Raw genomic sequence first — 22,509 nt, forward strand, 5'->3', positions numbered from 1 at the left:
TCGCACCGCAGCGTGCACCGATTATATGGGCCCGGGATTGGCCGCAGAAGGGCCGACCGACCTTCGAGCTCGGCGGCTGATCAACCAGCCGAACGCGGTCGCCGTGAAGAACATGACAATGCCGTACACCGCGCCCGGGATCGCCATCTCGGCACTGTTCAGCAGCGTCGGGCTCAGCGCGACCGTGATGGCGAGCCCGGTGTTGTGGATGCCGATCTCAAACCCGGCCGCGGTCGCCGCGCGGTGATCGACGCCCGCCAGGCGCGGCACACCGTAGCCGATCAACAGGCTCACGATGTTGAAAGCCAACGCGGCCAACCCGACCGAGACGAAATAGTCGACGAGGTTCGCCCGCTCCGCGTACAACACGGCGTAGATGACCCCGACCAGGACCACGACCGACAGCACCCGAACGGGGAGGTTGAGCCGCCGCGCCACCTCAGGCGCCCACGCGCGCAGGAGCATCCCGACCGCGACCGGTACGAGCACCATCGCGAAGACCTGCGACATCTTGTCGAACTGCAGCCCGAGGGCGGCCCCGCCGGAGTCGGTCAAGAAATACCCGGCCGAGAGGTTCACCACGATCGGCAGGGCGATCACGGCCAGCACCGAGTTGATCGCGGTGAGCGTGACATTCAGCGCGACGTTCCCGCCGAACAGGTGGCTGAACAGATTGGCCGTGGGGCCACCGGGCGACGCCGCGACCAGCAACATCCCGACTGCCAGTTCCGGCGGAAGCCCGAAGGCGAGCACCAGGCCGAAGCAGATCGCCGGCAGCAGCACGATTTGGCACAGCAACGCGACCGCGACCGCCTTCGGATATTGACCCACCCGCCAGAAGTCGTCCACGGTCAGGCTGAGGCCCAGGCCGAGCATGACGATGCCGATGGCAGAAGGCAGACTGGCCAAGATCAATGGAGAGCCCATGGCGGACATTCTCGGGCATACTGACAATTCCTGGTAGGGACCAAAGGCTTGTCGTTGTTCCAGGCCGATCATGCAAAAGACCAGGACAAGCCGCAGATTGTCGCCCTGGGCCGCTAGGGTCTCGATCCACCAGCACGTGATCGACTTCGGAGGGGCGAAATGGCCGGGCTGCTTCGAGATGTCGAGGACGATGTGCCAATCTTGTACGGCCGCTTCGACCTTCATGACGGATCCGGGCTCAGCCGGGAGCCCGAGGAGCAGGCCGAGGTCGGTTCATTGCTGGCCGAGCCCGGCGGGAACGCGCTCGGGCAACTCGGGATCCAGAGCCAAACTCGAGCGCGTATGGCGCGTGTGCGGATGGAGGCATGGGACGCTGAGCCCCTCGAACCCGGCGGGCCCTGGAACGATGCCGGGCAAGTCGTCTACCTCAGCCCGGGCGGAGCGGCGCATCTCTGCGGTCTCATGGACAGCCCATCGGGACACGCCCTACTGCTGGGCCCGCCGTTCTTCGCCTACGGCCTGCGCGCCTACACCGGGCCCGTACGCACTCAACCGGCCGACTACGACGCGAGCGTGACCGAGGCCGTCGAGGAGGCGTGGCTGCTGCGCTTCTGGCCGCTGGCCGATGCCGCCGAACCGGTTCTACGCACGGAAACGGAGGCGACCGGATGGGATCCCCAAAGGATGCGTGACGTCCTCCCCCTGACCGCCGACTCCACCCTTTCCCAGTCGGCGCAGTGGCCCGCACTGCATCTTTCTGCTGCGCCCGAGCCTCCGGTCAGGGTGCCCTTCCGGCCTTCCCCTCCTACCCGACCCAAGCGTGTCCGTCGCGACGAGGTCAGAGGCCATCACCTCATCCCTCACGAGACGGTCGACGCCTGGCAGCGCATCGAGGAGACGCTGGGCGATCTGCGCAAGGACATGCTCGGCAACCTGCCCACAAACATCGAATCCTGGCCACAGTCAGAGCTCGATCGATACGCCGTCCAACTGCAGATGAGCATGCGCATCGGAAGGCAGCTGAACCCGCACAACGCGCCCACCTACCGGCTGGAGCCCTCCAGTGTCCGCACCGTGCTGCTCAGGCCCGCTCCCGGAGTCAGCGGACGCGCCTGGACGTGGGGCAAGGACGACAACGCCCATGCCGAGGTGTTCTCGGTCGACCGGCAGGTCATCACCCGTGACCGCATCCGCAGGCTCACGCTGTTGACCGGGATCGTCACCATCCTGCGCCACGAGAACGATTTCGTGGAAGTCCGCGCCGCGACCGAGGCGGAGGCAGACCGGGTGCTCATGGTCGAGCGGATGCGGGGCTGACTCCACCGAGAACGTCTACCAGTCGCGAACCCAGAACGCTAAGTACGTCGTGGCCTCCCGCCCGCGCGGCCACCAGCAGTACCGATCAAGGCAGCTCACATGACCGACATTGCCCCTGCCGAAATTATCCTGTGCCGTGCCAATACTCGTGTAGTGGCTCTCACCTGGTATGTAAGAGATCGCTAAACCGCTCGCCGATCGACGCCGACAGGCCACCCACCCGCCACGGGCCGTCCCCGAACTGGTCGCCCCCAACCGCCTGTGGGCCCAAGGGCATCACCAAACTCCGCGGCCCGGACAAGGGCCTCTGGTACTCGCCTCACATGATCATCGACGCCGGGCTCTTGCAGGACATCTGATCGGCCGGGCAGATCGCGGAGCCGCACGAGAGTGCCGCTCCGCCTAGCCTCTCCTGTGCGGTTGCCAGGTGGCGGCGGTCGTCGGGCCGCCTGGCCCAGAAATGTCAGTGATGGACGCTATGGTCACCATCAGCCCTGCGATTGGGTCGTAGGCGCAAGCCTCTTCTCCTCGACTCAGCGGGAAGGCACGTGCACCCTAACCAGAACTCGAAACTTCATCGCGCCCGGGCGGCCGCACGTGCCGTCTACGATCTGGACGCTGCCGGCGAAAGGTATCTGCCGGAGGACAGCGAGGCCGCCGCCTGGGCTGTCGACTTCCTTGGCGAGCACATTCGCAACGCAGACAACATCACGCACGAGATGGCTGACCGCAGTCGGTTAGGGGCTGCCAACCTGTCCAACGACCGGCTTCAGTTTCTCTCGGAGATGATCCAGAACGCCGATGACGTTCGGGCTACGGAAATCCGGATCTACCGAGGATCGGACGGTCTGACCGTCTCACACAACGGGCGACCGGTCAGGCTTGCGGATCTGCTGGCGATGGTCGCGCCCTGGCGCAGCACCAAGACGGCAAACGCGGATCAGACTGGCAAGTTCGGCATCGGGCTGATGACCTTGGAGGCCATTTCTTCCATACGCGAAGTGCACTCCAGCCCCTATCACGCCTGCCTCGACGGGTTCAGCATCGCGGCGATGCCTCCCCAGGACTTTCCCGAGGCGATGGGAGATGACAGGTGGACTTTCTTCCACATCCCGCTCCCCGACGATGTCGCCACTGGTGACGAAATCCTCGCCTGGGTACGTCGCTGGGATCATTCGGCGCTGCTCTTCCTCCGGAGCGTCTCTCGGATAGTGGTTCTGGACCAGGAATACATGCAGGTGGCGGTCCTCCATCTGGCGTTGCAGTCCCTCCCGCCCATCCAAGCGGCTCTGTCGGGTGAAGAACGCCCGGTGGAGCGCAAACGCGCCCAGGCCCCCGACGGACGGACTTGGATTCTCTACCACGGCGCCCCGCCGTCGCCCGCCGTTGAACGGCAGGGCAAGGCCAAAGGGGAGACCGTCCCGATCACAGTTGCTCTCGCGGACGGGCACGAAGAAGCCGGGATGCTCTATGCGGGGCTCCCTCTTCTCGCCTTCCGCCACCCCGTGAGGGTCAGCGCCCCATTCGATCCGGTGAGTGCCCGGCAGGACCTGGCCGATACACCCTGGAACGCTGCCTTGGTTCCCATGATTGGAGAGATGTGGGTCGCCGCAGTAGCCGACCGATTCCACGATGCTCCCGCTGCGACATGGGCCCTTGTTCCGCGTAAGGACGAAGAGGAGAGGAGCACAGCAGCCGCAGTTCATGCACTCGAGGAGGACCTGCTCGTACGCTCTCGCGACGACCTTCCAGGCAAGGTCACGTTCGACACCCGTGAAGCTGGGCGGCTTTCCCTTTTGGAAAGCGCCCTCGAATCCCGTGCACTGGAGCGGGCAGGTCTCCTGACCCCGGCTGAGACCGCCGCGCTGGCCGACCGCGCGGCGATGCTCCCCTTGGAAGCGCGAGACCCAAGCGGTCGCTGGCGCACCGTCATTGAGGACGAATGGGGATACTCTCCCGACGTGGAAGTCGCTGATGCGCTTCCGTTACTCGAGGAGACCTCTCGGCCGGTCGAGTTCGTGATCGCGCTGACCGCGCTCGGCCTGACCGCGAAACTCGGAGATCACCTTCTACGGCTGCCCTGTGTCGTCGATGCGGACGATAACCGGCTTCGCCCTCCGTCCGCGAATGACGGCACGGTTCTCACGCTGTGCCCGGCACCGTTGGCCGATGCCTTCGGCTGGTCGGTCCGGCTCCATGAGGCATTAAACGCTGATTCCGGGGACGCCAGGAAGGTGCTGTCTTGGCTACGCGAGGTCAGCACCGTAATCGACACCGGTGCCGCGGTGGAGGCAGTCCGCCGCCTGGCCGCGCTCGGCAGGCAGACCGGGCGAGCACCGCAACAAGTCACGGATGAGCAACTCCATGCCTTGTGGAGTGCGCTTCCCAACATGTCCGCGGCGGACTGGGACAAACTCGCCCCCGATGTTGGCCGCGCCATCGCCCTGCGCGCCCAGGTCCACGATCCGGAGGGGGCAACCAGCGAGGTGTTTGTCACGCCCCACAAGGCGTATCTGCCCAGCGCGTACGACCGGAACGCATTCTCCGTCGCTGCGGCTGCCACACCGGAGTTGGCTTGGATCGACGCCCGCTACGTGCAACTCCTCCGGTCGGAGACGCCACGTCAAAGCATGAGCGCCACCCAGTTCCTCCGCAGTCTCGGCGCCGAAACTGCACCACGGCTCCTGCCCCTGGCCTCCACTAGAGGTCCCTCATACAAGGACGCTCGAACTTACGCGAACGCATACATCCCAGGCAGCCCAGCCTGCGACATCAGGGCGAAGGCTATTAGCAACCTTAAGCCTGGATTGACTCTCTACACGCTCAGCGATCGGCACTCGCCAGATCTGCAGCGTGTGCTGTCGGACATTGCGGACGAACAACATAGTGCGCGGCGCCGCCGTCGCGCTGCCGCGGCCCTGCAACTCCTCAACCAGCTCTGGAACCAAGAAAGCGCTCTCAGGCAGTCCTGGGACCGACGAAGCCCATGGGAGGTCGATGTCGCTCATGCCTATAACGGCTGGCAGCGGGACGGCGCTGTCGCCGCTTTCTGGGTCTGGGAAGCTCGCACCATCGCCTGGCTCGACAACTGCCGAGAAGACCCCTGTCGACCGATGGACCTCGCCCTGCGTAGTCCCAGCAATGTTGCGGTTCTCGGTGAGGAACGCGAGGAATACCTCCACCCCGAGCTCAACATGCTCCCCCGCCCAGAAGTCGCCGCTGAACTGGGGATACAAGGGAAGGCCGAAACACCCAAGCTGATCGAGCGGTTGCGGTTCCTGCGCGAGCAGAACGGGACGGGCCAGGGACCCGTGCCCGAGGAAACGGCCGCTCAAGCGCTGCTGGTCTATCGGGCACTGGCCGAGGTGGTCGCGGTGGCGCGGAGGACGAGCAACTCGTCATTCGCCTACGGCAGAACCACCGAACCGGAGATAGTCAAAATCATCAGGAACGCTCTCAGCGTCTCGGGAGAGCTGGTACTCACCCAGCATGGGTGGCGGCGTCCCACAGTCGTCCGTCGAGGAGCGCAGATCTTCGGCGACCAGCTTCCCTGTGTCCTGGAGGCCGGCGGATGCGACGAGCTGTGGGAGGCATTGAGGATCCCGCAGCCGTCCGTCCACGACGCTATCCGCATCCTCCGCACCATCTCCAAGAAGCCTGCCACGCCAGCGAACGAACGAATTCACCTGGAGTGTCTACGGCTGCTGGAGCGCGACCTGGCCCAGACCCAACAGATCTCACCTGAGCTGGCGAAGAGCCTGCGAAGGCTGCCGCTGCGGACGACCAGCAGTTGGACGACCCGCCGCCCGGTCTACGCGGTGTCCCACGAGGGGATCGCCCGAGAGCTGGGCCGGCACGTGCCCACCTGGCAACCTGGGATCGGTCTCGACCAGTTCCGAGAGCTGCTACACCAGGCTCATGTGCACGAGCGGGAAGCGAGCGACATGGTCGTGGTCGAGGCCTCCGTGCGGAATGGGTGGAGTGCCCCAACGGAGACCCGACTCTTTCAGCTCTCGGTCAAGCACCTCCGCGACCAACTGACACGCCGGGCTATCCCACCGCCCGCCCCGGAAGTGAGCTGGGAATGGCTCGAGACAGCCGAGGTCTATGTCGCCCCCGATCTGGCCATCCAGGTCAGCCTGGCGAATGGGCAGATGTCTCCGGCGCTGCCCGTGTCAGCGTTCCTCAACGGCGAATCCCCGATCCTCTACGTACGCGGCGAACACGAGCTCGCCCGCGTTAAGGGGGTTGGAGCCGCGATCGCCGCGTTGTTCTCCATGGAGAGTTACAACATCGCCGCGACATGGGTCGGGGCCTGGCAGGACGTCACCGACGACACCACGTCTCGAGCGCTCCCACTTCTGCCGACGACGGACCAGCCCGGGCGGCTCGAACAGGCGTCGCGGGCCGCCGAGCAACATGCGCAACGCATCGAGCGCGCTGCAGCCCAAACGGTCCCCGAGACGGAGCCTGAACTGGTTACTCCACTTCAGGAGTCGTCCGCAAACACCATGGAGACGGTTCCAGAGACGTCCGGTGTCCCATTCCCATCCCCTCCGCGGCCAACGCCGCCAGACGACACACCTGAACGTCGATTGATCGATCCCGCCGCTTTCCAGCCCGTTGGTCCCGCCGAGCCGCAGGCGGCTACCGCGCCACACTCCACGTTTAGCCGTCAGGGGGGAAATCCCTCGCTAGTGACCCCCAGCCGCGGCTTCGGCGGACATGCTCCCAACTACACAGCGGTTCCGCCGAGCTTCACCACAGGTGAGACCGAGACAGTGGCCTTCCACCTGCTCAGGTCGTACCTGGAAGGCAAGGGGCTGACTGTTGAGGATCTACGGGCTACCCGACGAGTTGGAGCCGACGCCCGTGACTCCGACCAGGTCTACTACGAGATCAAATCAGCTTCTGGGATAGAACCTGACGCCGTCACGCTCACCGATTACGAGTTCGAGCGGGCGATCCTGGAGCGGGAGAAGTACATCCTGGTTGTGGTTTCCGGGTTGGAGGACACCGGGCAGGAGTGCGCACCTCTATTTCGACTCATCGCCGACCCGCTGCGCACACTGGGAGCCGAAGCGCTCGCCGGGGTACGGCTCACCGGAGTTCGCCGCCACGGACAGGTTCTCTCCCTCTCCCGCATTGCCGAAGGAGACCCGGAGTTGGACGAATCGACTTGAACTCCCAAGTTAGCATCCACGGGAGTGATGTACTTGTTTGAAGCTACTCGTCACCTTCGTGCCCTTAAGGGAAGATCAATGTGACATGAGGGCGGTCACTCCGCGATCCTTCACAGCTGTCGAAGGCAAACGAAGGAGAACGAGAAGTGGCCGCTATGGACATTTTTGCCTGCTTAGGGTGAGTGGTCCGGCGAGCCCTTGACGCAGGCCTCGCCCGATGTGCTGTGCAAGATGGTCGTGCGGATGGCGCAGATGATGATGGATGCCGAGGTCGAGCAGCGGTGCGGCACCGGCTACACAAGGTGTCCGAGGCACACCAACTCGCGTAACTGCGAGACCGCATCTTGATCGTCAGCGAACACCACCTGGCATACGTGCTCCAGGAATACCTGCTCCCTATAACGGGCGCCGGCCGCACCAGTCCCGGAACAGCGCCCCGGACATCGCAACGCAGCCCGCCCGCGACGTGACCGGCCTCAACGACCTGCGATCCATCAGCCGAAAACCCGTCATTGCAGGCATGATCAGGGATTGCAACACAACGTGACGCGAGGCTTCAGCCTGGCTGAATACCTGGTGATTCCTGGGCGGCCACTCCGCCACTCCGGCATCGGCAAAACTACTCCCCGATCCGAGTCTCCACGAGGTGGATCGAGTACCCTCACGCGGGGCCCATCACGTACAAAGCGCCTCTGACCTGGCATTTCACAATTACACTTACGGCAACACACACAGCATGAGCAACTGTCTACGCCTCATTCTTTACATCTGGCGATGCAACGCGACCCCGCAGAGCGCTCCGGATTGTCGGCGGATACGACTGGAGGTCGCAGTGGCCGATCCGCCACCAAACCAGGCTTGATGCGCCACCCGCAACCACACCGTTTGATGAGACCAACTCCCCAGCCCTCGCCCTACGCGAATTGGACCGGGGACTCAGACGTTAATCGACCGGACGTTTCCGCACCGATAAAAGCGCGGGGTAGTTATCATCCCTCTTCGGAATACCCCGAATCCCACGGGTATTCCAACCTTCTAGATGGGAGACCATCTATCGGGGGCCGCTAACCGTGCTCACCGAGGTAGTACCATTGAATATTTATCACATAATCGCAGGTCAGAGCCCAGTTTCTACAAATTCCGAACGGATGGACAAAGACTGGGCGAATGGCCTCCAAGCGCGCCGATAATGGAGTAATCTCATGGGCTGTAACGACAAGATCCCCGGCGCGGCAATGCGCCGATGATCTTACAAGTCGTGACAGCCGGACCTGCCAGCCCTGCAGTGGCCAACTTACAATTTGGCATTATCAGCCCAGCTCGCTGCGGACGTTTGGCAGGTTGGCGCTGAATTCACAAGAAAAATCGGCGAAAGGACCGAACGTGATTACCGTTCGACTCAGCGGCACGGCCTCCATCCCCGAGCCTTGGGGACGCTTTCTGCGGACCGTCATCATCGTGGTTGTACTGATCGTGGTGGGGGTGAACAGGGAGGCCCTGGCTGCGGTGCTCGGGCCCTGACGTTCCTGGTGGGGCGACCGGGATGCCGACGGCACATCCGCGAGTGGTACGTCCCGTCCGACGCGCAGGGCGCGCCTGTACCGCCGTCGGCACCACGGACTGCAACGACGCCGCCGAGATCTGGCAGAATCCGAACTCGGTCTACGTGCCGGTGAACAGCGTGCTGACGCGTTCGGTCAGCATCGACACCGGCGGCTTCGCCTACACCACCGGCGCCAGCGGGTTGAACGTCAAGACGTTCAACCCCGGCTTTCGGCTCCTTCAACGCCAAGGGGGACGACGCCGACTCGTTCGGCTTCGACCCGGCCACGGGCACGTTCGACGTCCGCACCACTTCGCTGAACACCACGGAGGGCTTCGGGCCGAAATGTGTGCGCGACTGGAACCGCGCCTTCACCCTCGAAGGCATCGAGCCTAGGTAGGGACGAGCTGGCGGGTGATGCTGGGATCGCTGATCCTGGTGTCGTCCGCCAGCAGGAACGCCTTCGACAAGATGACCGACAACATTCCGCCGTCCTCCTCGAACGGCAGGAACACCGATGAGGCGGAGCGGTCGCGGCCCGGGACGATGCACAGGTAGGCGTCGTTCGGCTCCATCAGGATGTTGCCCGACCCCAGATGAATCCGGTAGGTGCGCAGTTGCCCCCGCACACGCAGGAACCGGTCGGTCAGCTCCACCCGGTCGGCGATCTTCAGCCGGGGCAGCAACCGGGCCAGCGCGTCACGCCGCGTGCGAGCGGTCTCGCTCAGCTCGCCGAACCCGTACGACTGCCAGTAGCCGTCGTGCCCGGCCGCCGCCTGCTGGTCGAGCCCCAAGGACCCGACCCCCACGGCGAGGTCGGCGTCGCGCAGCAGTTCCGACAACACCAGCGGCGGCACTTCGGTGAGCGGCGCGTCGCCGGGACGATCCGCGTGGCGGAACCGAATCGCGTCGGTGGCGGCGCAGGAGGCCGTGCCCCAGTCATCCTGCGCGGGGTCGGAGGCGACCCGCATGCCCCAGGTCGCCTGCCAGCCGGCGAGCGTCTTGACGGCCGCCCCTATGTCGCCGCCGCACTCGTAGTCCCAGTGACCGATCGACAGCTTGCTCCAGCCGCGCTGCTCCAGCAGTGCCTTGGCCTGCCCGTAGCGCACGAAGTGACCCTTGAAACGGTCGGAGTGGGTACGGGTGCGCTCCTCAGCAGGGGTGAGCAGGTAGACCTCGCGGAACGCCTGCTTGAACGGCTGCCTGATCCCCCGCTCCAGCAGGTGGTCGCGCCAGCCGCGCACCCCCTCGGCGCTCTCCAGGATCGGGTGCCACAACCGGACGGGCGTGTCGGCGCCCGGACGCACGGATTCGCCGCTCACGCCGGCCAGTGCCCAGCCGCCGCCATCCCTGGCCGGCAGCCCGGCGAACCCGTCGGGGAGCCGCCAGATGAGGGCGCGGGTGTAGGGGCCGGTGACCGGATGGTCGAAGAAGTACTGCTCGACCTCCTGCCAGGACAGCTCGCGTTCGACGATGAGCATCTGCTCCAGGCGTAGCCGCTCAGCGGCCTGCGTGCGTTTGAGGTCTTTCAGCGTGGCCTTGAGATCGGCGAGCACTGGATCCTCGCGGATGGACTGGGGCGCCGACTTGACGACGCGCCCGGACGCGTTGACGAACCGCAGCACCGGCCCGTCGACGTCAAGCCGGACGACGCAGTCGCCGGCCTGCTCCTCCCGGACCCCGTCGGGGCCGAGCCCGAAGGCCGGGACCGTCCGGTCGACGAGCTGTTCGTGGCTCAGCCCCTCTTGTACGGCCACCGCGTCGAGGGCATCGGACGCCTTCGCCAGCAGGGCCGGTCTGCGCAGCCTGGCTCGCACGCGCGCGAGTACGCCCACCCTGTCGAGGCCGCCCCGCTTGGCCAGCACGTTCAGTGCGGCGTTGGCCAGTCTCTCGTTACGGCAGACGGCGGCGCCCCCGGTGCCGTTGCGCCCGATGCCGCAGTTCGTGGCGACGTCGCCGAGCAGCGTGGACACCCAGGGCGCGTCGATCACCTCGCAGGTCCACAGCATGCCGCGCAGCGGGAGGGCCGTGCGGCGAGCGAGGAAGACCCTGCCGCCGGGCTCGCGGCTCTCGCGGTGGGTGGCCACGCGGGAGAGGATCTCGCGCAGCACCGCCACCCCGTCGTCGGTGAGCAGCGTGCGGACCTTGGCGAGCCAGGGCTCGCTGGGCCTGTTGGCCTTGGCCTTGCGCCAGTGTTTCAGCAGCGGCAGCACGGCGGGGTCGGTCAGCCGGACGGCGTACTTTCCTGCCATGGCACGGGCGATGGGGTCGCCGTCCCAGACCAGGCTGCGCACGACCCCGGCTGGCCCGTGCTCCGGGGGTTCGGTCAGGACGCGCTCCAGGTCCTTGCGTAACGCCGCCCGGCCCGGGCTGCGGTGGGCCGGGTGCCACGGCGGCACGTCATCAAGGATCTGACGGCGCTCGGGGTATCCGAGCGTCGCGATGGCGGCCAGCGGAATCCGGTACAGCTCGGCGTGGCCGGTGTGACCGCAACTCGACAGCGCGTCGGCGATCTCCCACAGGAGGCGCGTGTCCTCGAACGTCCAGGAAATGTCGCCATCGGCCACCTCACGCACCAGCTGGAGCACCTCCTCGGGGTACTCGCGGCCGCCCTTGTCACCCAGGCTGAGCCGCAGTTGCGCCCACATCCCGAACGCCCTCCGTCCGGCCTCGTCGGCGCCAGGCCGCCCGCCCGCGTCGTACAAAGCGAACAGCTCACGCGGCAGCCCCTCGATGCGGTAGTTGAGCAGGTAGCCCTGGGACTTGGGAAAATTGTCGAGGACGCCCATGTCAGCCTCCGGTCCGCGGCACGAGGCGGACGAGCTCGCGCGCCGGGCTCACGTCGGGCCGAGCGGGAAGGGGGATCTCGGCTGAGCACCTGCGGGTAGCGCTCTCGTCTCTGAAGGTGGCCGTGGCCATGGGGGGGCTCCATCGTCGTCGGTCGGTCAACGTGATGGGCCATAGTTATCAACGGGCACCGACATTTAGCCTCACTCGTGGAGCTGACCAATGCGCGCTTGGCAGTTTCGCGGAGTGTCCGGGTGAGTCCTTCCAGTACGGCTTGCTCACCGACCGGCAGCCCTGGCCTGCGAAGGCCGGCAACAGATAACGGCAGCTGGCATCGCAGTGCAGGTACGCGCCAGGACGGGCAGCGCCAGCGCATCCGGCTCTACCTCACCCCACCTTTGGGACGGATCCAGCTCCACCAGCTCAGGCTGCACGATCTGCGACATGGCGCCGCCACGCTGGAGTTTCCGCTGGTGGAGAAGCGCGCCCTGCAGTGTCCTCGCGGTCCTCGCGGCGAACAAGGCCGTCTATTCGGAGTCTCCGCTGGGCGCGACCGTTGCGCAGACGGAAGAGATGGCTGACGCGGCCTGCTCGCTCCACACGGCGATCGGCCTGCAGGGCCGGCTCGCGGCGGGCCACGTTCTGGATGTCATCGAAGCGGTTCTCGGTGACATCTCCGAAATTGATGCGCGCGCGGAACTCCTCTGGCCGCAGGTGAAGCTGGTGGACACTGGCACGATTTCCGTCCGGGAAGTCCCGGATCATCTGAACGCCCGCGGGGTGGTCGAGCGTGGACTTCACCGCGCCCGACAGCCCCGTCCCCACCGGTATCGGCCCAACCGCCGCCGAGATCTGGAAGGGCGCGTCCAGCAACGTGGGCGAGGTGTATGCCAGCCTGGTGCGCGACATCACGAACGGGACCCACCACAGCCCCGGATTCGACCACGCCGTCTACAACAGCCGCCTGATCGCCCGAGTCGAAGAGTCCTCGCGCACCGGTCTCCGGCAGTGAAGGTGTTGCACCACGCCCTGCTCGTCACCATGCACCAGTGCCGGTGATGTACGGACAGCCAACGGCGGAGCCCCGCCCGGTCAGACCCGGTGTCCGCGATCAAGGTCGCGGACACCGGGTCCGGTCACGGCACGCCCTGGGAGAACCAGGCCGTGACCGATATGGCGACTCCTCTGAGGGCCACCGGCGTGCGCGGGCGGCCTGTGAGCACCCGGTCTGCCGGTGGGATCACAGCAGCAGTTGACTGAGCGGGTGTACGAAGTACCGCAGTGAGTACGCCTCCCACACCGCGCCGACGATGAGCAGCGCGAGTGCCGGCAGCGCCAGCAGGCCGATCCGCTGCAGGCCTCGGACATAGCCCTGGCGTCGGTTCTGCGCGCCGATGGTGCGGGGGAACAGCCAGTACCGGCCCAGGAGGTACGCGCCGAGCAGAAGAAGCACGTACGCCTGGAACTCGACGACGAGGGTCAGCGAGTGGGGGATGAGTGCCACCCACCCCTGGGGGGATGCCGGTCTCGACCGACCAGTAGCCGAAGAACGCGAGCCCCGCGAAGGGCACGATGAGTGACGGAAGCACGATGGTCAGCGCACTGAGCCGGAAGAGGTTGACCCCGAGGATCGTGAGCGCGAAAAGCGGCGGGTGTTCACCAGCCAGCGCACCAGCTCACCGGTGCCGTCCTCCTCCAGGGACGCAGACCGTGCCGCGCTGAGGTCGGGGAAGACGAGTCCGATCACGAACCCGATGATGGCGAGGCCGTAGGCGGCCGCGTTGATGACGATATAGGCGCGCATGTTCTCGCGGATCACCCGGAAGGGTCGGCGCCAGAACGGTTTGTGTGCGGGGTGCTCGATAGGAGCCGACTGGGATGCCATGCCCCCATCGCATCCCAGCGTCCGCCGCGCGTGCAGTGGCGGCATGTCACCGGATGATGTGACACCACGTCACTACCCCGGCCGGCCACGGACGCGATCGTGGAGGGACTATGAAGATCTTCGACCTGGTGCTCACCGCGGTCATCCTCCTGTCCGCGACCGTCTTCCTCGCCTACATCGGGCTGTACTACTTCGACTTCGGCCTCTTCACGACGCTTCCTGAGAGCATCACGGGGTTCTTCACCTGCAATGGGGCTCTACACTATGTGGCGCTCGGCCTCCTCGTCGCGGCGCTGATCGTGAAGCCCTTCGTCGGCCGCGCGATCAAGCGACGGGAAGCGGAGAAGCGGATCTGACCATCGACGACCACGCGCAGGACGACGCCCCGACCGATACACGGATGCGTCGGGTGGTGATGGTCACCGCGTCGCCGCGATCGCGCCGCTGAGCGTCCTCGGCGTGGTGCTCACGGCGACGTCCTGGTGGGAGGGGCTGACCATGGCGGTCAGTTTCCTGTTCACCCTCGGCGTGCTGCGCGAATGGAGCCTGGACGGGTATCCCCGGCAGGCGCTCCTCGCACTCATGATCACCATGGCGGCGTGGATCATCGGCGCCCTGACCACGTCCAACCCCATCAGCTTCGTCCCGGTGTCGCTGGTGGGTGCGCTCCTGCTCGCCCGGACGAAGGGTTGGAAGCTGTGGATCGTAGCCTTCGCGCTGGGTGTCGCGGCGATTGGCGCGAGCTCGTTCTTCTTCCACCCGGCCACCTGGGAACTCGCCGCGGCGTACCTCGTCACCCCAGTCGTCGGAACGCTCTTCATCGCCGGGGTGATCCTCGTCAGCGAGCAGGCCTGGCTGGTCGTGCGGCGCCTCGAGCGTGCGAAGGAGACGGAGGCCGAGCTCGCTGTCGCGCACGAGCGGATGCGCTTCGCCGGCGACCTGCACGACATCCAGGGCCATTCGCTGCACGTGATCAAACTCAAAGCCGCGCTCGCCCACCGCATGGTGCGCGCCGACCCCGACCGAGCCGAGACGGAGCTCGGCGAGATCCGTCTCGGCTCGCCGACGAGACCATCACCGAGACGCGGGCGCTGGCGTACGCGCGCTACGAGCTGAACCTGGTGGCCGAGCTCGAGAACGCCAAGCGACTGTGCGAGGCCGCAGGCATCGCCGTCGAGGCACGGCTCGATGACGGGACCGGCACCTCTGCGCATCCTCTGCTGGCGCACGTGCTGCGCGAAGCCACGACCAATCTGCTTCGCCATGCGCGCCCCACGATCGTCACGATCACGGCGTCGCCAGGCGCGGTGGAGGTGTCCAACGACGGTGTGATCGACGCTGCCGGCTCTCCGCTGCGGGGGCTCGCGCGCCTGCGCGAGCGCGTGGAGAGCGCCGGTGGCACGTTGCGGATCGAGTGGCCACCGGGCAGGTTCGTCGTCGCCGCGCGGATCGATCCGGTTCCCGCCGACCGCGCGAAGGAGGATGCGCGATGACGAACGCCGATCCGATCCGGATCGTCCTGGCCGACGACGAGCATCTGCTGCGTGCGGCGCTTTCGGCGCTGCTCCCGCTCGACGGGACCATCGAGGTCGTGGCGCAGGCCGAGAACGGCGCCGACGCCGTGACCGTGACGCTGCGACACCGACCCGATGTGCTGGTCATCGACCTCGAGATGCCCGGGATGGACGGCCTCGAGGCGGTCGCTGCGATCAGGGCGGAGCGACCCGAGCAGCGCGTGCTGATGCTCACCCGGCACGCGCGTCCTGGTGTCCTGCGACGCGCACTCAAGCTCGGGGTGTTGGGCTTCATGAGCAAAGGAGCCGACCCGGAAGACATCGCAGAGGTCATCCGCACACTGCACACCGGGCGGCGTTGGATCGCGCACGATGTGCTCGAGGCATCCGTCGTCGACGACTCCCCGCTCACCGATCGCGAGGCCGACGCCCTCCGTGAGACGCGCGAAGGCTACTCGGTCAAGGACATCGCACGGCGGCTGCATCTCGCGCCCGGCACCGTGCGCAACTATCTCTCGAGCGCGATGCAGAAGACGAGTGCCGCAACCCGGCACGACGCCGCGAGGGCCGCTCGCGACCGCGGCTGGCTGTGACGCCCCCTTGGGGCGTGATCTCGCTTGCGCAGCGACTCGCTCGGCCTCGTGACGCCCCGGGCTGCTGAGCACCGCGAGGGCGGATATGGCCGGAGGCCCTGGGCTCTGCGCCTGCCGATAATTACATCCGCCCAGGTCATGACTCTGCGAGGGCCTCGCGTAGCGTACGCGAGCTCCGGTCGCCCGAGAGACTGAAGCACGTACGGCAGGATGATCCGCTGTGCTCCTTCGCTTGGCCTACCTGATCGTCACGAACGCATTCGCCGCGCTGCGGTTGCTCCCCATGAGCAACCGGGACAAGGACGTGGAGATTCTCATCCTGCGTCACCAGATCGCCGTCCTTGAACGCTAACTCGGCGCCGACACCAGAGTGAGATTCGCGCCCGAGGACCGAGCCTTCTTGCCGCGCTCCTGACGTCGCTGCCGCGCGAGGTTCTGCGCTGGCTGTGGCACCTCGTCCGGCCGGACACCGTCCTGCGATGGCACCGCTACCTGATGCGACGGCACCATGCCCGTATCTGCCGGCCGAAAAGGGTGGCACCGTCCACAGTGTGGGAGATCCTCAAGCAGGCAGGTCTTGATCCGGCGCCCGAGCGGGCGTCCACCACGTGGGCCGACTTCCTGCGCTCGCAGGCCGACGCCATGCTGGCCGGTGATTTCATCGAGACCGTCACTCTCAGCGGGCAACGCCAGTACATCCTGGCGGGCATCGAGCACACCACCAGACGTGTCCGCGTGCTCGGCACCACCGCTCACCCGAGCGCGAGCTGGGTCATTCAAGCGGTCAGGAATCTGGTCATGGATCTGGACGATGCGGGTTGCCGGGCGCGCTTTCTGCTCCGAGATCGGGATGGGAAGTTCCCGGCGCTCATGAACGAGATCCTCGCCGAAGCCGGCATCAAGGCGGTGCCCACCGGTATCCGGATGCCGCGGATGAACTCCATCATGGAGCGGTGGGTGCGGTCCTGCCGCCACGAACTGCTCGACCGCTGCCTCATCTGGAACGAACACCACCTGCGGCACGCCCTGCGCGAATACGAACACAGCACCGACACCCACGAAGCTCTGAACCAAGCGGCCCCGCTGCGCACCGTACCCGATCCGATCACGGATCCAGAGCGAATCATCGACCTGAATATCCGCCGACGAGACCGGCTCGGCGGCGTCCTCCATGAGCACTCACAAGCGGCTTGACCTGCATGGATGGAATTTTCGGCAGGCGCAGGGGCCGCTGCTCTTCCCGCAGCAGTCGGAGGTGGCAAATGGATCATGGAGTGTGCAGGATTGGTGCGAGCGAGCACGTATGGAGCACGGCTGACAACCTATTCGATCATTGCATCGCGGCTTTCGGCATGGATCCCCGCGCTCCAGGCATGCTGGCGCCATTCATGGATGACGGTCGCAGTGCTCGGCTCGTGCTCCAACCCGTACGCAATTCAATGATCTTCGCGGCGCGAGTTGGATGCTCGGAGGCGACGCACTTTTGCGGACAGCCGTCGTCTGGGAGCGGCAGTCGCTAGCATCCTCGGGTGGCGCAAACTCAGCGCAAGCACATCCCCAACGAGATCCGACGAGCGCTCTTCGACGCGACCGACAGACGGTGCACCATATGCCGCAGATCTTTGGACATCGAGGGCGGCACCCACCACATCGGCGAGATGGGTCATATCGCGCCGAACTCCCCGGACGGGCCTCGCCGGGAGGCAGCCAGGCCGGCGGAAGTCGATGGCCTCGGCAACCTCATGTTGCTGTGCCCGAGCTGCCACCGGACCATCGACAAAGAGCCGGGCCTGTGGCCGGATGAGCATCTGCGCGCCATCAAGGCCGAGCATGAGGGGTGGGTGGTCGTCGAACGGGCACGGCCGGAGCCGGACAAGCCGCTTGACGAAGAGCCGACAGGCCTCGGCAAGATCGTAGAGATCGGGGCCGTCGCCTACCGGATCGCGGGCGATCCTGAGGAGGAGAGGTCCGCGGACGGCAGAGCGATCATGTCTCGGGCGTTCGCTTTCGCGCCGGACGGCCGTCACGTCTGGATCCGCAGGATTAACGCCAGGTGGCCCAATTCCGAGACCCTGGAATGCCGCGCCGCTCTGGCCGCCGAGGCCGGCCTGCTCACCGAAGCACTCCCCGGCCTGCCGCCGCCCGTCGCGGCGTCCATGACCGCGGAGACGGCGATGCTGGTCACCGCGGTCCCCTCGTTCACCACCCTGGCCCACTTCTACGCCGGCCGAGGCCGCGAGTCCGAGGCCGTGCGGGTCCTGGCCGCCGGAACCGCCGGACTCTGCGCAGGGCTGGCTTCCCTGCACGCCAAAGGCCTCGCCCATGGCTCCCTCGAACCTGATTCGATCATGGCTGACCGAAGTGGAGCGCTCTTTCTCCGCGACGCCGGCGATGCGTTCCTCCATCCCACCGAGCCCGCCGAGGACGTCCGCCGTCTGGCCGAGCTGATCCACGTGACGGTAACCGGACGCCCGCCCGTACCGCTGGTCTCGGCGGCGGTGCTGAACCCCGCCGTCCCGGAGCGCTTCGCCCGCGCCCTCGACCGCGCGTTTTCCCCCGATCCGGCTGAGCGGGGAGACATCGCGGAGCTCGGCGCGGGACTGCGTATCTGAGACGAAGGAGCAGACCGTGGAGAGAAAGGTCGCCGATCTCGGCGTCGAGGTCGGTCTGATCTGGTCCAAGAACTTCCCTGGCAAGCTGGTCGGGCAGCGCGAGCGTCATCCGCTCCTGCCAGGGCTGGAAGGGATCCGCCACGACCTGTGGGCGGCCGGATCGCAGAATCTGATCCCCGCTCGTCTGGAACGCGGCCGGGAGGGCCGGGACGACTTCCTCAAGATCTATGTCGACGGCCGGTACGCGCTCATGCTCTTCCCCACCCAGGACTCGCGCGGCTACTGGATCGGCGGGATCCATCCGATGCACTTCAGCGACCACGACCAGATCGTGCGCGGCGGCCTGCTGCTGCGCGCCGGGCGATGGCGGGTCTTCGACCATCCCTCCCAGCTGCAGCACTCCTCCGGCTGGCTGGCAATCCAGACCACCTGGGCCACCGGCTTCACCTCGCCGCCCGGCCAAGTGCCCACGCCCACAGTACGGGCCTCCCACACCGCTTTTCTCGACCAACTCGCCACACTGGTAGATCAGGGACGGCGGATCGAGGCCTCGGCTGGGGACGCCAGCCGACTCGTCCCGTACCACCGCGTCACCCCGGTCGCCGCGACCCGCCGCTCCGCGCGGTCGGTGCACGCCTTCCAGCTCATCGACGCCAACCGGCTGACGGCCGGCACTCGCGTGCACATCGACGGCGAGCCCGATCTGCGCGGCCGCATCGAGCGGATCGACGAGGGCGTGGCGACAGTGCGGTTCGAACGGCCCGTCGACTTCGGCCGGATCCCCGAGAGCGGCGCCTTCGCCGAATCGCCCAACCTGATCGCCTACGACAAGAAGCGGGCAGCCATCGAGATCCTTCGGGAGGGCCGCGCCCGCAATCCGCAGCTCCTGACCGCGCTGGTCGACCGCCGCTTCCAGCCCTTCGCCCCCGCCCTTGGGCGCCGTCCCCGGGAGCGTCTGGACGCCAGCCAGCTCAGCGCCTTCCACAAGGCGCTGGCCGTTCCCGACCTCGCCCTCATCCAAGGCCCGCCCGGCACCGGCAAGACGCACACCATCCGCCAGGTCGTCCTGGCCTGCGCCGAGGAGCAGCGCAAGGTCCTCATCTCGTCCTACACCAACCGAGCGGTCGACAACGTGCTCCAGGACCTGCCGGAAGACCTGCTGGTCCTGCGGATCGGCAGGGAAGACGGCATCACCCCGGGCTGCGAACACCTGATGCTCGAGGCGCGGGCGGTCGAACTCCAGCGGCGCATCGCCGAGCGGACAGAGCCCGTCCTCGCGCGCTACGCCGCGGCGGCTTCGGATGGTCCGGCGGATGCCTTGTACCGGCAGCTCACCCAGGACCTGCGGCGTCTGGAGGAGGCCGGTGCGGACGTTCGGCGAAGCGCCGCCGCCCTGGCCGAGCGTGAAGATTTCGTGACCGCCGACCTCCGAGGGCGGACGGCCGCCCTGGACCACGAGGGGCGCCGCCACGAAGAGCTGCTCGCCGAACATGTCCATGCCCTCGACCGACTCGACCGCGAACTGGGCAGGGCCCACAAGGCCGCCGACCTCCCGCTGGTCGGCCGGTTCTTCCGGCGGCGGCTCACTCGCCTCCAAGAGAAGCGGTCCGCGACGGCCGCCGAGTCCGAGGGCATCCGCCGGACGCTGGCCCTGATCGCGCAGGACCAGGCACGGCTGGCGGCCGAGCTCGACCAGGTCCGTGCCGCGCATCCCGGCCTCGTGGCCGCCCGCCGGGCTCACGAACGCGACCTGACCGGGCAACGAGCCGGCGCCGAGCGGGCCGCGAAGGTCGCCACGTCCTTGCGCGGACTGCTCAACGGCGAGACGCCCGAGATCAGTGCCGACCCGGCGAGGCTGGCCGCGTTCCTGCTCGCGGCGGGCTCGGCACTCGGGCTGATGCGCAGCCGGCTCGATCTCCTGACCTCCTGGCGAGCACAACTCGAACGGCGTACTGAGCAGCTGTACGGCGAGCTAGTCCGATACGCCGACGTGATCGGCGCGACCTGCATCGGCACGGCGACGAGCGAGCATCTCGACGACGTCGACTTCGACGTGGCCATCGTCGACGAGGCCGGCCAGATCAGCACGGCTGATCTGCTCGTTCCGCTGGTCCGGGCACGCAGGGCGGTCCTCGTCGGCGACCACGTCCAGCTTCCGCCACTGCCGGATCAGCGGCTGGTGGCCTGGGCGGGGGCGGAGCACCCCGGCGATTCCGGGCTGGCCCGACTCATTACCGACAGCGCCTTCGAGCTGCTGTTCCCCGCGACGCCCCCGGAGAACAAGGAGCTGCTGCGCTTCCAGCGCCGGATGCCCGAAAGCCTGGCCCGCTTCATCTCCCGCCACTTCTACGGCGGTCTCCTGGAAACCGACGTGAGACGGGTCCACCACGACGACCTGTTCACCGCTCCCGTGGCGTTCGTCGACACTGCGGAGCTCCCGGAGCGCGAGCGGCGCGACCGCAAACCCCGCGCGAACGAACCCTGGCCCAAAGACAGCCGCCTCAACGAGCGCGAGGCCAGACTGCTGGCGCTCATGGCCGCCCACTATCACGCGCAGTCCGATGACTGGGCGGTCATTCTCCCTTACGCGGCCCAGATCGGACTGGTCACCTCGCTGCTCACCCAGCGCATCGGCGACGAGACCGCCGTCGCCCGCCGGGTGGCGACCGTCGACTCCTTCCAGGGCGGCCAGCACGACACGATCCTCTTCGGGTTCACGGTCAGCAACCCGTACCGCAACGTCGGCTTCCTCAGCGAAGTTCGCCGCTCCAATGTGGCCTTCTCCCGGGCCAAGCAGCGGCTGATCCTCGTCGGTGACCTCACCACCCTCCTCAACGCCACCGACTCCGGATTCCGCGACCTGGCACAAGCACTGCACGACCACGTACGAACCTCCGGCGACCTGCGCGGCTACCGCGAGATCATGCGACGCCTCGGGGAGAACCCATGAACAGCACGTCAACCGACACGATCCTCTACGCCCAGACCCGCGCCCTGGAACACGCCGCCGACCTGCCTGGCACCCGGCCACTACGAATCCACGCACTCGCCTTCCCCCTGCACGCCGCGGAGCTCTCCGCGACCATCGAGGAACGCGGCCCGTTCGACCTCCTCGACCGGTACGTCGGCCTCGCCATCGCCGAAGGCGGGTTCACCCGCCTCCAGGACATCGCCGCGTTCCTGGGCGTCTCCGAGCACATGGTCGACCGGGTCCTGCGCTTCCTGGGCGGCATCGGCCATCTGCAAGGCAGCGCCAACGCCCTCTCCCTCACCGAGCGCGGCCTGCGGTCGGTCCGCGACGACCGCCGCTACACCGAGAAGCAGGAGCGGCTGCGCCTGTATTTCGACGGCGTGCAATGCGGACCGCTCCGCACCGCCCACTACGCCCACGGCGTCCGAATCCTCGACCGGGACGCCGCATACGCCCAGCGGACCTTCCGCCTCCTCCCCGAAGCCTGCGGATTCCGCCCCAGCACCGTCGCAGAAGTTGCCCGACGTCCCGACCGAGGCGAGTACGACTTGCCCGATGAACTGCTCAACCTTGAGGTTCTGGAGGTGGGCCGGGCATTCCTGCCCTGCTACGCCATCAGGGCACACGACGGCCAGCGGCTCAGGACACTCATCTACTCCGGCGTCGCCGAACTGCGTGACCGCCACCTGGAGGGGATCCTCAATTCCTGGCCGACGGCCACGCACGTGATGGAGAGCGCCGACTCCGAGCAGCCACGCGACCATTTCGCGGAGTGGATGCGCGAACGAAAAATCGCCCCGCAGGCACTCTCCTGGGTCGACCACTACGGCTTCCGGCTCGTCCTTCCGCCCTCCCGCTATGTGAACGGCACGATCGAGGCAAAGGAGAAAGGCACCTTCTCCCTGACGATGCTCGGCTCGTATGTGGCTCCGCGGAGCCACGTCCTTCAACTGTGGTGCGACGACGCCCCTACTCGGACCAAGGCCGTCCTCAACCGGGTCCTGGCCTACGCCACGGCGACTCGCCGCACCGTTACAAACGTGACGACGTTCCTCGAACGCGTCTGCCGGCAGCTCGAACCGGATGCCGACGTCACTCTCGACGACCTGCAGATGCACGCCCGTAAGGCCGGATACGGCGCCCTCGACCTTAAATAATGAGGAAGATCGATCCGGAT

General features: G+C 66.8%; 18 protein-coding genes. 13 read left to right on the plus strand and 5 right to left on the minus strand.

What is annotated here, in order from left to right:
- Positions 1–21: 21 nt before the first annotated feature.
- Positions 22–927: a bile acid:sodium symporter family protein gene (locus tag AB0B64_RS37200; RefSeq protein WP_357953951.1), complete on the minus strand. Its 906-nt coding sequence runs from the start codon at positions 925–927 to the stop codon at positions 22–24.
- Positions 928–1,128: 201 nt separating this feature from the next.
- Between AB0B64_RS37200 and AB0B64_RS37205 the strand changes: the two genes are divergently transcribed.
- The 3 genes from AB0B64_RS37205 (at position 1,129) to AB0B64_RS37215 (ending at position 8,948) form a co-directional block, all read left to right on the plus strand.
- Positions 1,129–2,244 carry a hypothetical protein gene (locus AB0B64_RS37205; RefSeq protein WP_358183467.1) on the plus strand — a complete coding sequence of 372 codons (1,116 nt, stop codon included), beginning with the start codon at positions 1,129–1,131 and terminating at the stop codon, positions 2,242–2,244.
- 548 nt (positions 2,245–2,792) lie between these two features.
- Complete coding sequence (locus AB0B64_RS37210; protein ID WP_358183470.1) at positions 2,793–7,427, plus strand: hypothetical protein; 4,635 nt, start codon at positions 2,793–2,795, stop codon at positions 7,425–7,427.
- A gap of 1,383 nt (positions 7,428–8,810) precedes the next feature.
- Positions 8,811–8,948: a hypothetical protein gene (locus AB0B64_RS37215; RefSeq protein WP_357953844.1), complete on the plus strand. Its 138-nt coding sequence runs from the start codon at positions 8,811–8,813 to the stop codon at positions 8,946–8,948.
- A 414-nt stretch (positions 8,949–9,362) separates the two neighbouring features.
- On the opposite strand, the gene AB0B64_RS37220 is transcribed toward AB0B64_RS37215, so the two are convergent.
- Both AB0B64_RS37220 and AB0B64_RS37225 read right to left on the minus strand, forming a co-directional pair.
- Positions 9,363–11,759, minus strand: coding sequence for a DUF4132 domain-containing protein (locus AB0B64_RS37220; protein ID WP_358183473.1), 2,397 nt, complete (start codon positions 11,757–11,759; stop codon positions 9,363–9,365).
- 421 nt (positions 11,760–12,180) lie between these two features.
- On the minus strand, positions 12,181–12,558 hold the full coding sequence (locus AB0B64_RS37225; RefSeq protein ID WP_358183476.1) for a hypothetical protein: 378 nt from the start codon (positions 12,556–12,558) through the stop codon (positions 12,181–12,183).
- On the opposite strand from AB0B64_RS37225, the gene AB0B64_RS37230 reads away from it, so the two are divergent.
- Positions 12,548–12,769: a hypothetical protein gene (locus AB0B64_RS37230; protein WP_357953850.1), complete on the plus strand. Its 222-nt coding sequence runs from the start codon at positions 12,548–12,550 to the stop codon at positions 12,767–12,769. The two genes, AB0B64_RS37225 and AB0B64_RS37230, sit on opposite strands and share 11 nt — an antisense overlap.
- Before the next feature lie 228 nt (positions 12,770–12,997).
- Here the strand turns inward: AB0B64_RS37230 and AB0B64_RS37235 are convergent, their stop codons facing one another.
- Both AB0B64_RS37235 and AB0B64_RS37240 read right to left on the minus strand, forming a co-directional pair.
- Positions 12,998–13,261, minus strand: a complete 264-nt coding sequence (locus tag AB0B64_RS37235) for a hypothetical protein (RefSeq protein WP_357953852.1) — start codon at positions 13,259–13,261, stop codon at positions 12,998–13,000.
- Between the two features lie 90 nt (positions 13,262–13,351).
- Entirely contained in the window at positions 13,352–13,687 is a 336-nt protein-coding gene (locus AB0B64_RS37240; protein ID WP_358183479.1) for a hypothetical protein, read from the minus strand.
- Positions 13,688–13,752: 65 nt separating this feature from the next.
- On the opposite strand from AB0B64_RS37240, the gene AB0B64_RS37245 reads away from it, so the two are divergent.
- The 9 genes from AB0B64_RS37245 to AB0B64_RS37285 all read left to right on the plus strand — a co-directional run bounded on the left by AB0B64_RS37245 (position 13,753) and on the right by AB0B64_RS37285 (position 22,489).
- Positions 13,753–13,998 (plus strand): hypothetical protein, encoded by a 246-nt coding sequence (locus tag AB0B64_RS37245; RefSeq protein ID WP_357953856.1) that lies wholly within the window; start codon positions 13,753–13,755, stop codon positions 13,996–13,998.
- Positions 13,999–14,101: 103 nt separating this feature from the next.
- The gene (locus AB0B64_RS37250) at positions 14,102–14,758 is read left to right on the plus strand and encodes a histidine kinase (RefSeq protein ID WP_357953858.1); all 657 of its coding nucleotides are present in this window, start codon (positions 14,102–14,104) and stop codon (positions 14,756–14,758) included.
- A gap of 5 nt (positions 14,759–14,763) precedes the next feature.
- On the plus strand, positions 14,764–15,135 hold the full coding sequence (locus AB0B64_RS37255; protein WP_358183482.1) for a hypothetical protein: 372 nt from the start codon (positions 14,764–14,766) through the stop codon (positions 15,133–15,135).
- Positions 15,132–15,749 carry a response regulator transcription factor gene (locus AB0B64_RS37260; protein WP_357953862.1) on the plus strand — a complete coding sequence of 206 codons (618 nt, stop codon included), beginning with the start codon at positions 15,132–15,134 and terminating at the stop codon, positions 15,747–15,749. Before AB0B64_RS37255 ends, AB0B64_RS37260 begins: the two co-directional genes overlap by 4 nt.
- 220 nt (positions 15,750–15,969) lie before the next feature.
- The gene (locus tag AB0B64_RS37265) at positions 15,970–16,101 is read left to right on the plus strand and encodes a hypothetical protein (RefSeq protein WP_357953864.1); all 132 of its coding nucleotides are present in this window, start codon (positions 15,970–15,972) and stop codon (positions 16,099–16,101) included.
- A gap of 197 nt (positions 16,102–16,298) precedes the next feature.
- On the plus strand, positions 16,299–16,943 hold the full coding sequence (locus AB0B64_RS37270; RefSeq protein ID WP_358183485.1) for a hypothetical protein: 645 nt from the start codon (positions 16,299–16,301) through the stop codon (positions 16,941–16,943).
- A 335-nt stretch (positions 16,944–17,278) separates the two neighbouring features.
- Positions 17,279–18,361: a hypothetical protein gene (locus AB0B64_RS37275; RefSeq protein WP_357953870.1), complete on the plus strand. Its 1,083-nt coding sequence runs from the start codon at positions 17,279–17,281 to the stop codon at positions 18,359–18,361.
- Positions 18,362–18,377: 16 nt separating this feature from the next.
- Positions 18,378–21,311 (plus strand): ATP-binding protein, encoded by a 2,934-nt coding sequence (locus tag AB0B64_RS37280; RefSeq protein WP_357953872.1) that lies wholly within the window; start codon positions 18,378–18,380, stop codon positions 21,309–21,311.
- Positions 21,308–22,489, plus strand: coding sequence for a hypothetical protein (locus AB0B64_RS37285; RefSeq protein ID WP_358183488.1), 1,182 nt, complete (start codon positions 21,308–21,310; stop codon positions 22,487–22,489). Before AB0B64_RS37280 ends, AB0B64_RS37285 begins: the two co-directional genes overlap by 4 nt.
- Positions 22,490–22,509: the final 20 nt, after the last annotated feature.

The sequence above is a fragment of the Nonomuraea sp. NPDC049129 genome (genome assembly GCF_040648495.1).
Taxonomy (GTDB): Bacteria; Actinomycetota; Actinomycetes; order Streptosporangiales; family Streptosporangiaceae; genus Nonomuraea.

Coding starts and splice junctions, on each gene's coding strand:
- AB0B64_RS37200 (WP_357953951.1), bottom strand. CDS start 927: ATGGGCTCTCCATTGATCTTGGCCAGTCTGCCTTCTGCCATCGGCATC.
- AB0B64_RS37220 (WP_358183473.1), bottom strand. CDS start 11,759: ATGGGCGTCCTCGACAATTTTCCCAAGTCCCAGGGCTACCTGCTCAAC.
- AB0B64_RS37240 (WP_358183479.1), bottom strand. CDS start 13,687: ATGCCGCCACTGCACGCGCGGCGGACGCTGGGATGCGATGGGGGCATG.
- AB0B64_RS37245 (WP_357953856.1), top strand. CDS start 13,753: ATGAAGATCTTCGACCTGGTGCTCACCGCGGTCATCCTCCTGTCCGCG.
- AB0B64_RS37260 (WP_357953862.1), top strand. CDS start 15,132: ATGACGAACGCCGATCCGATCCGGATCGTCCTGGCCGACGACGAGCAT.
- AB0B64_RS37285 (WP_358183488.1), top strand. CDS start 21,308: ATGAACAGCACGTCAACCGACACGATCCTCTACGCCCAGACCCGCGCC.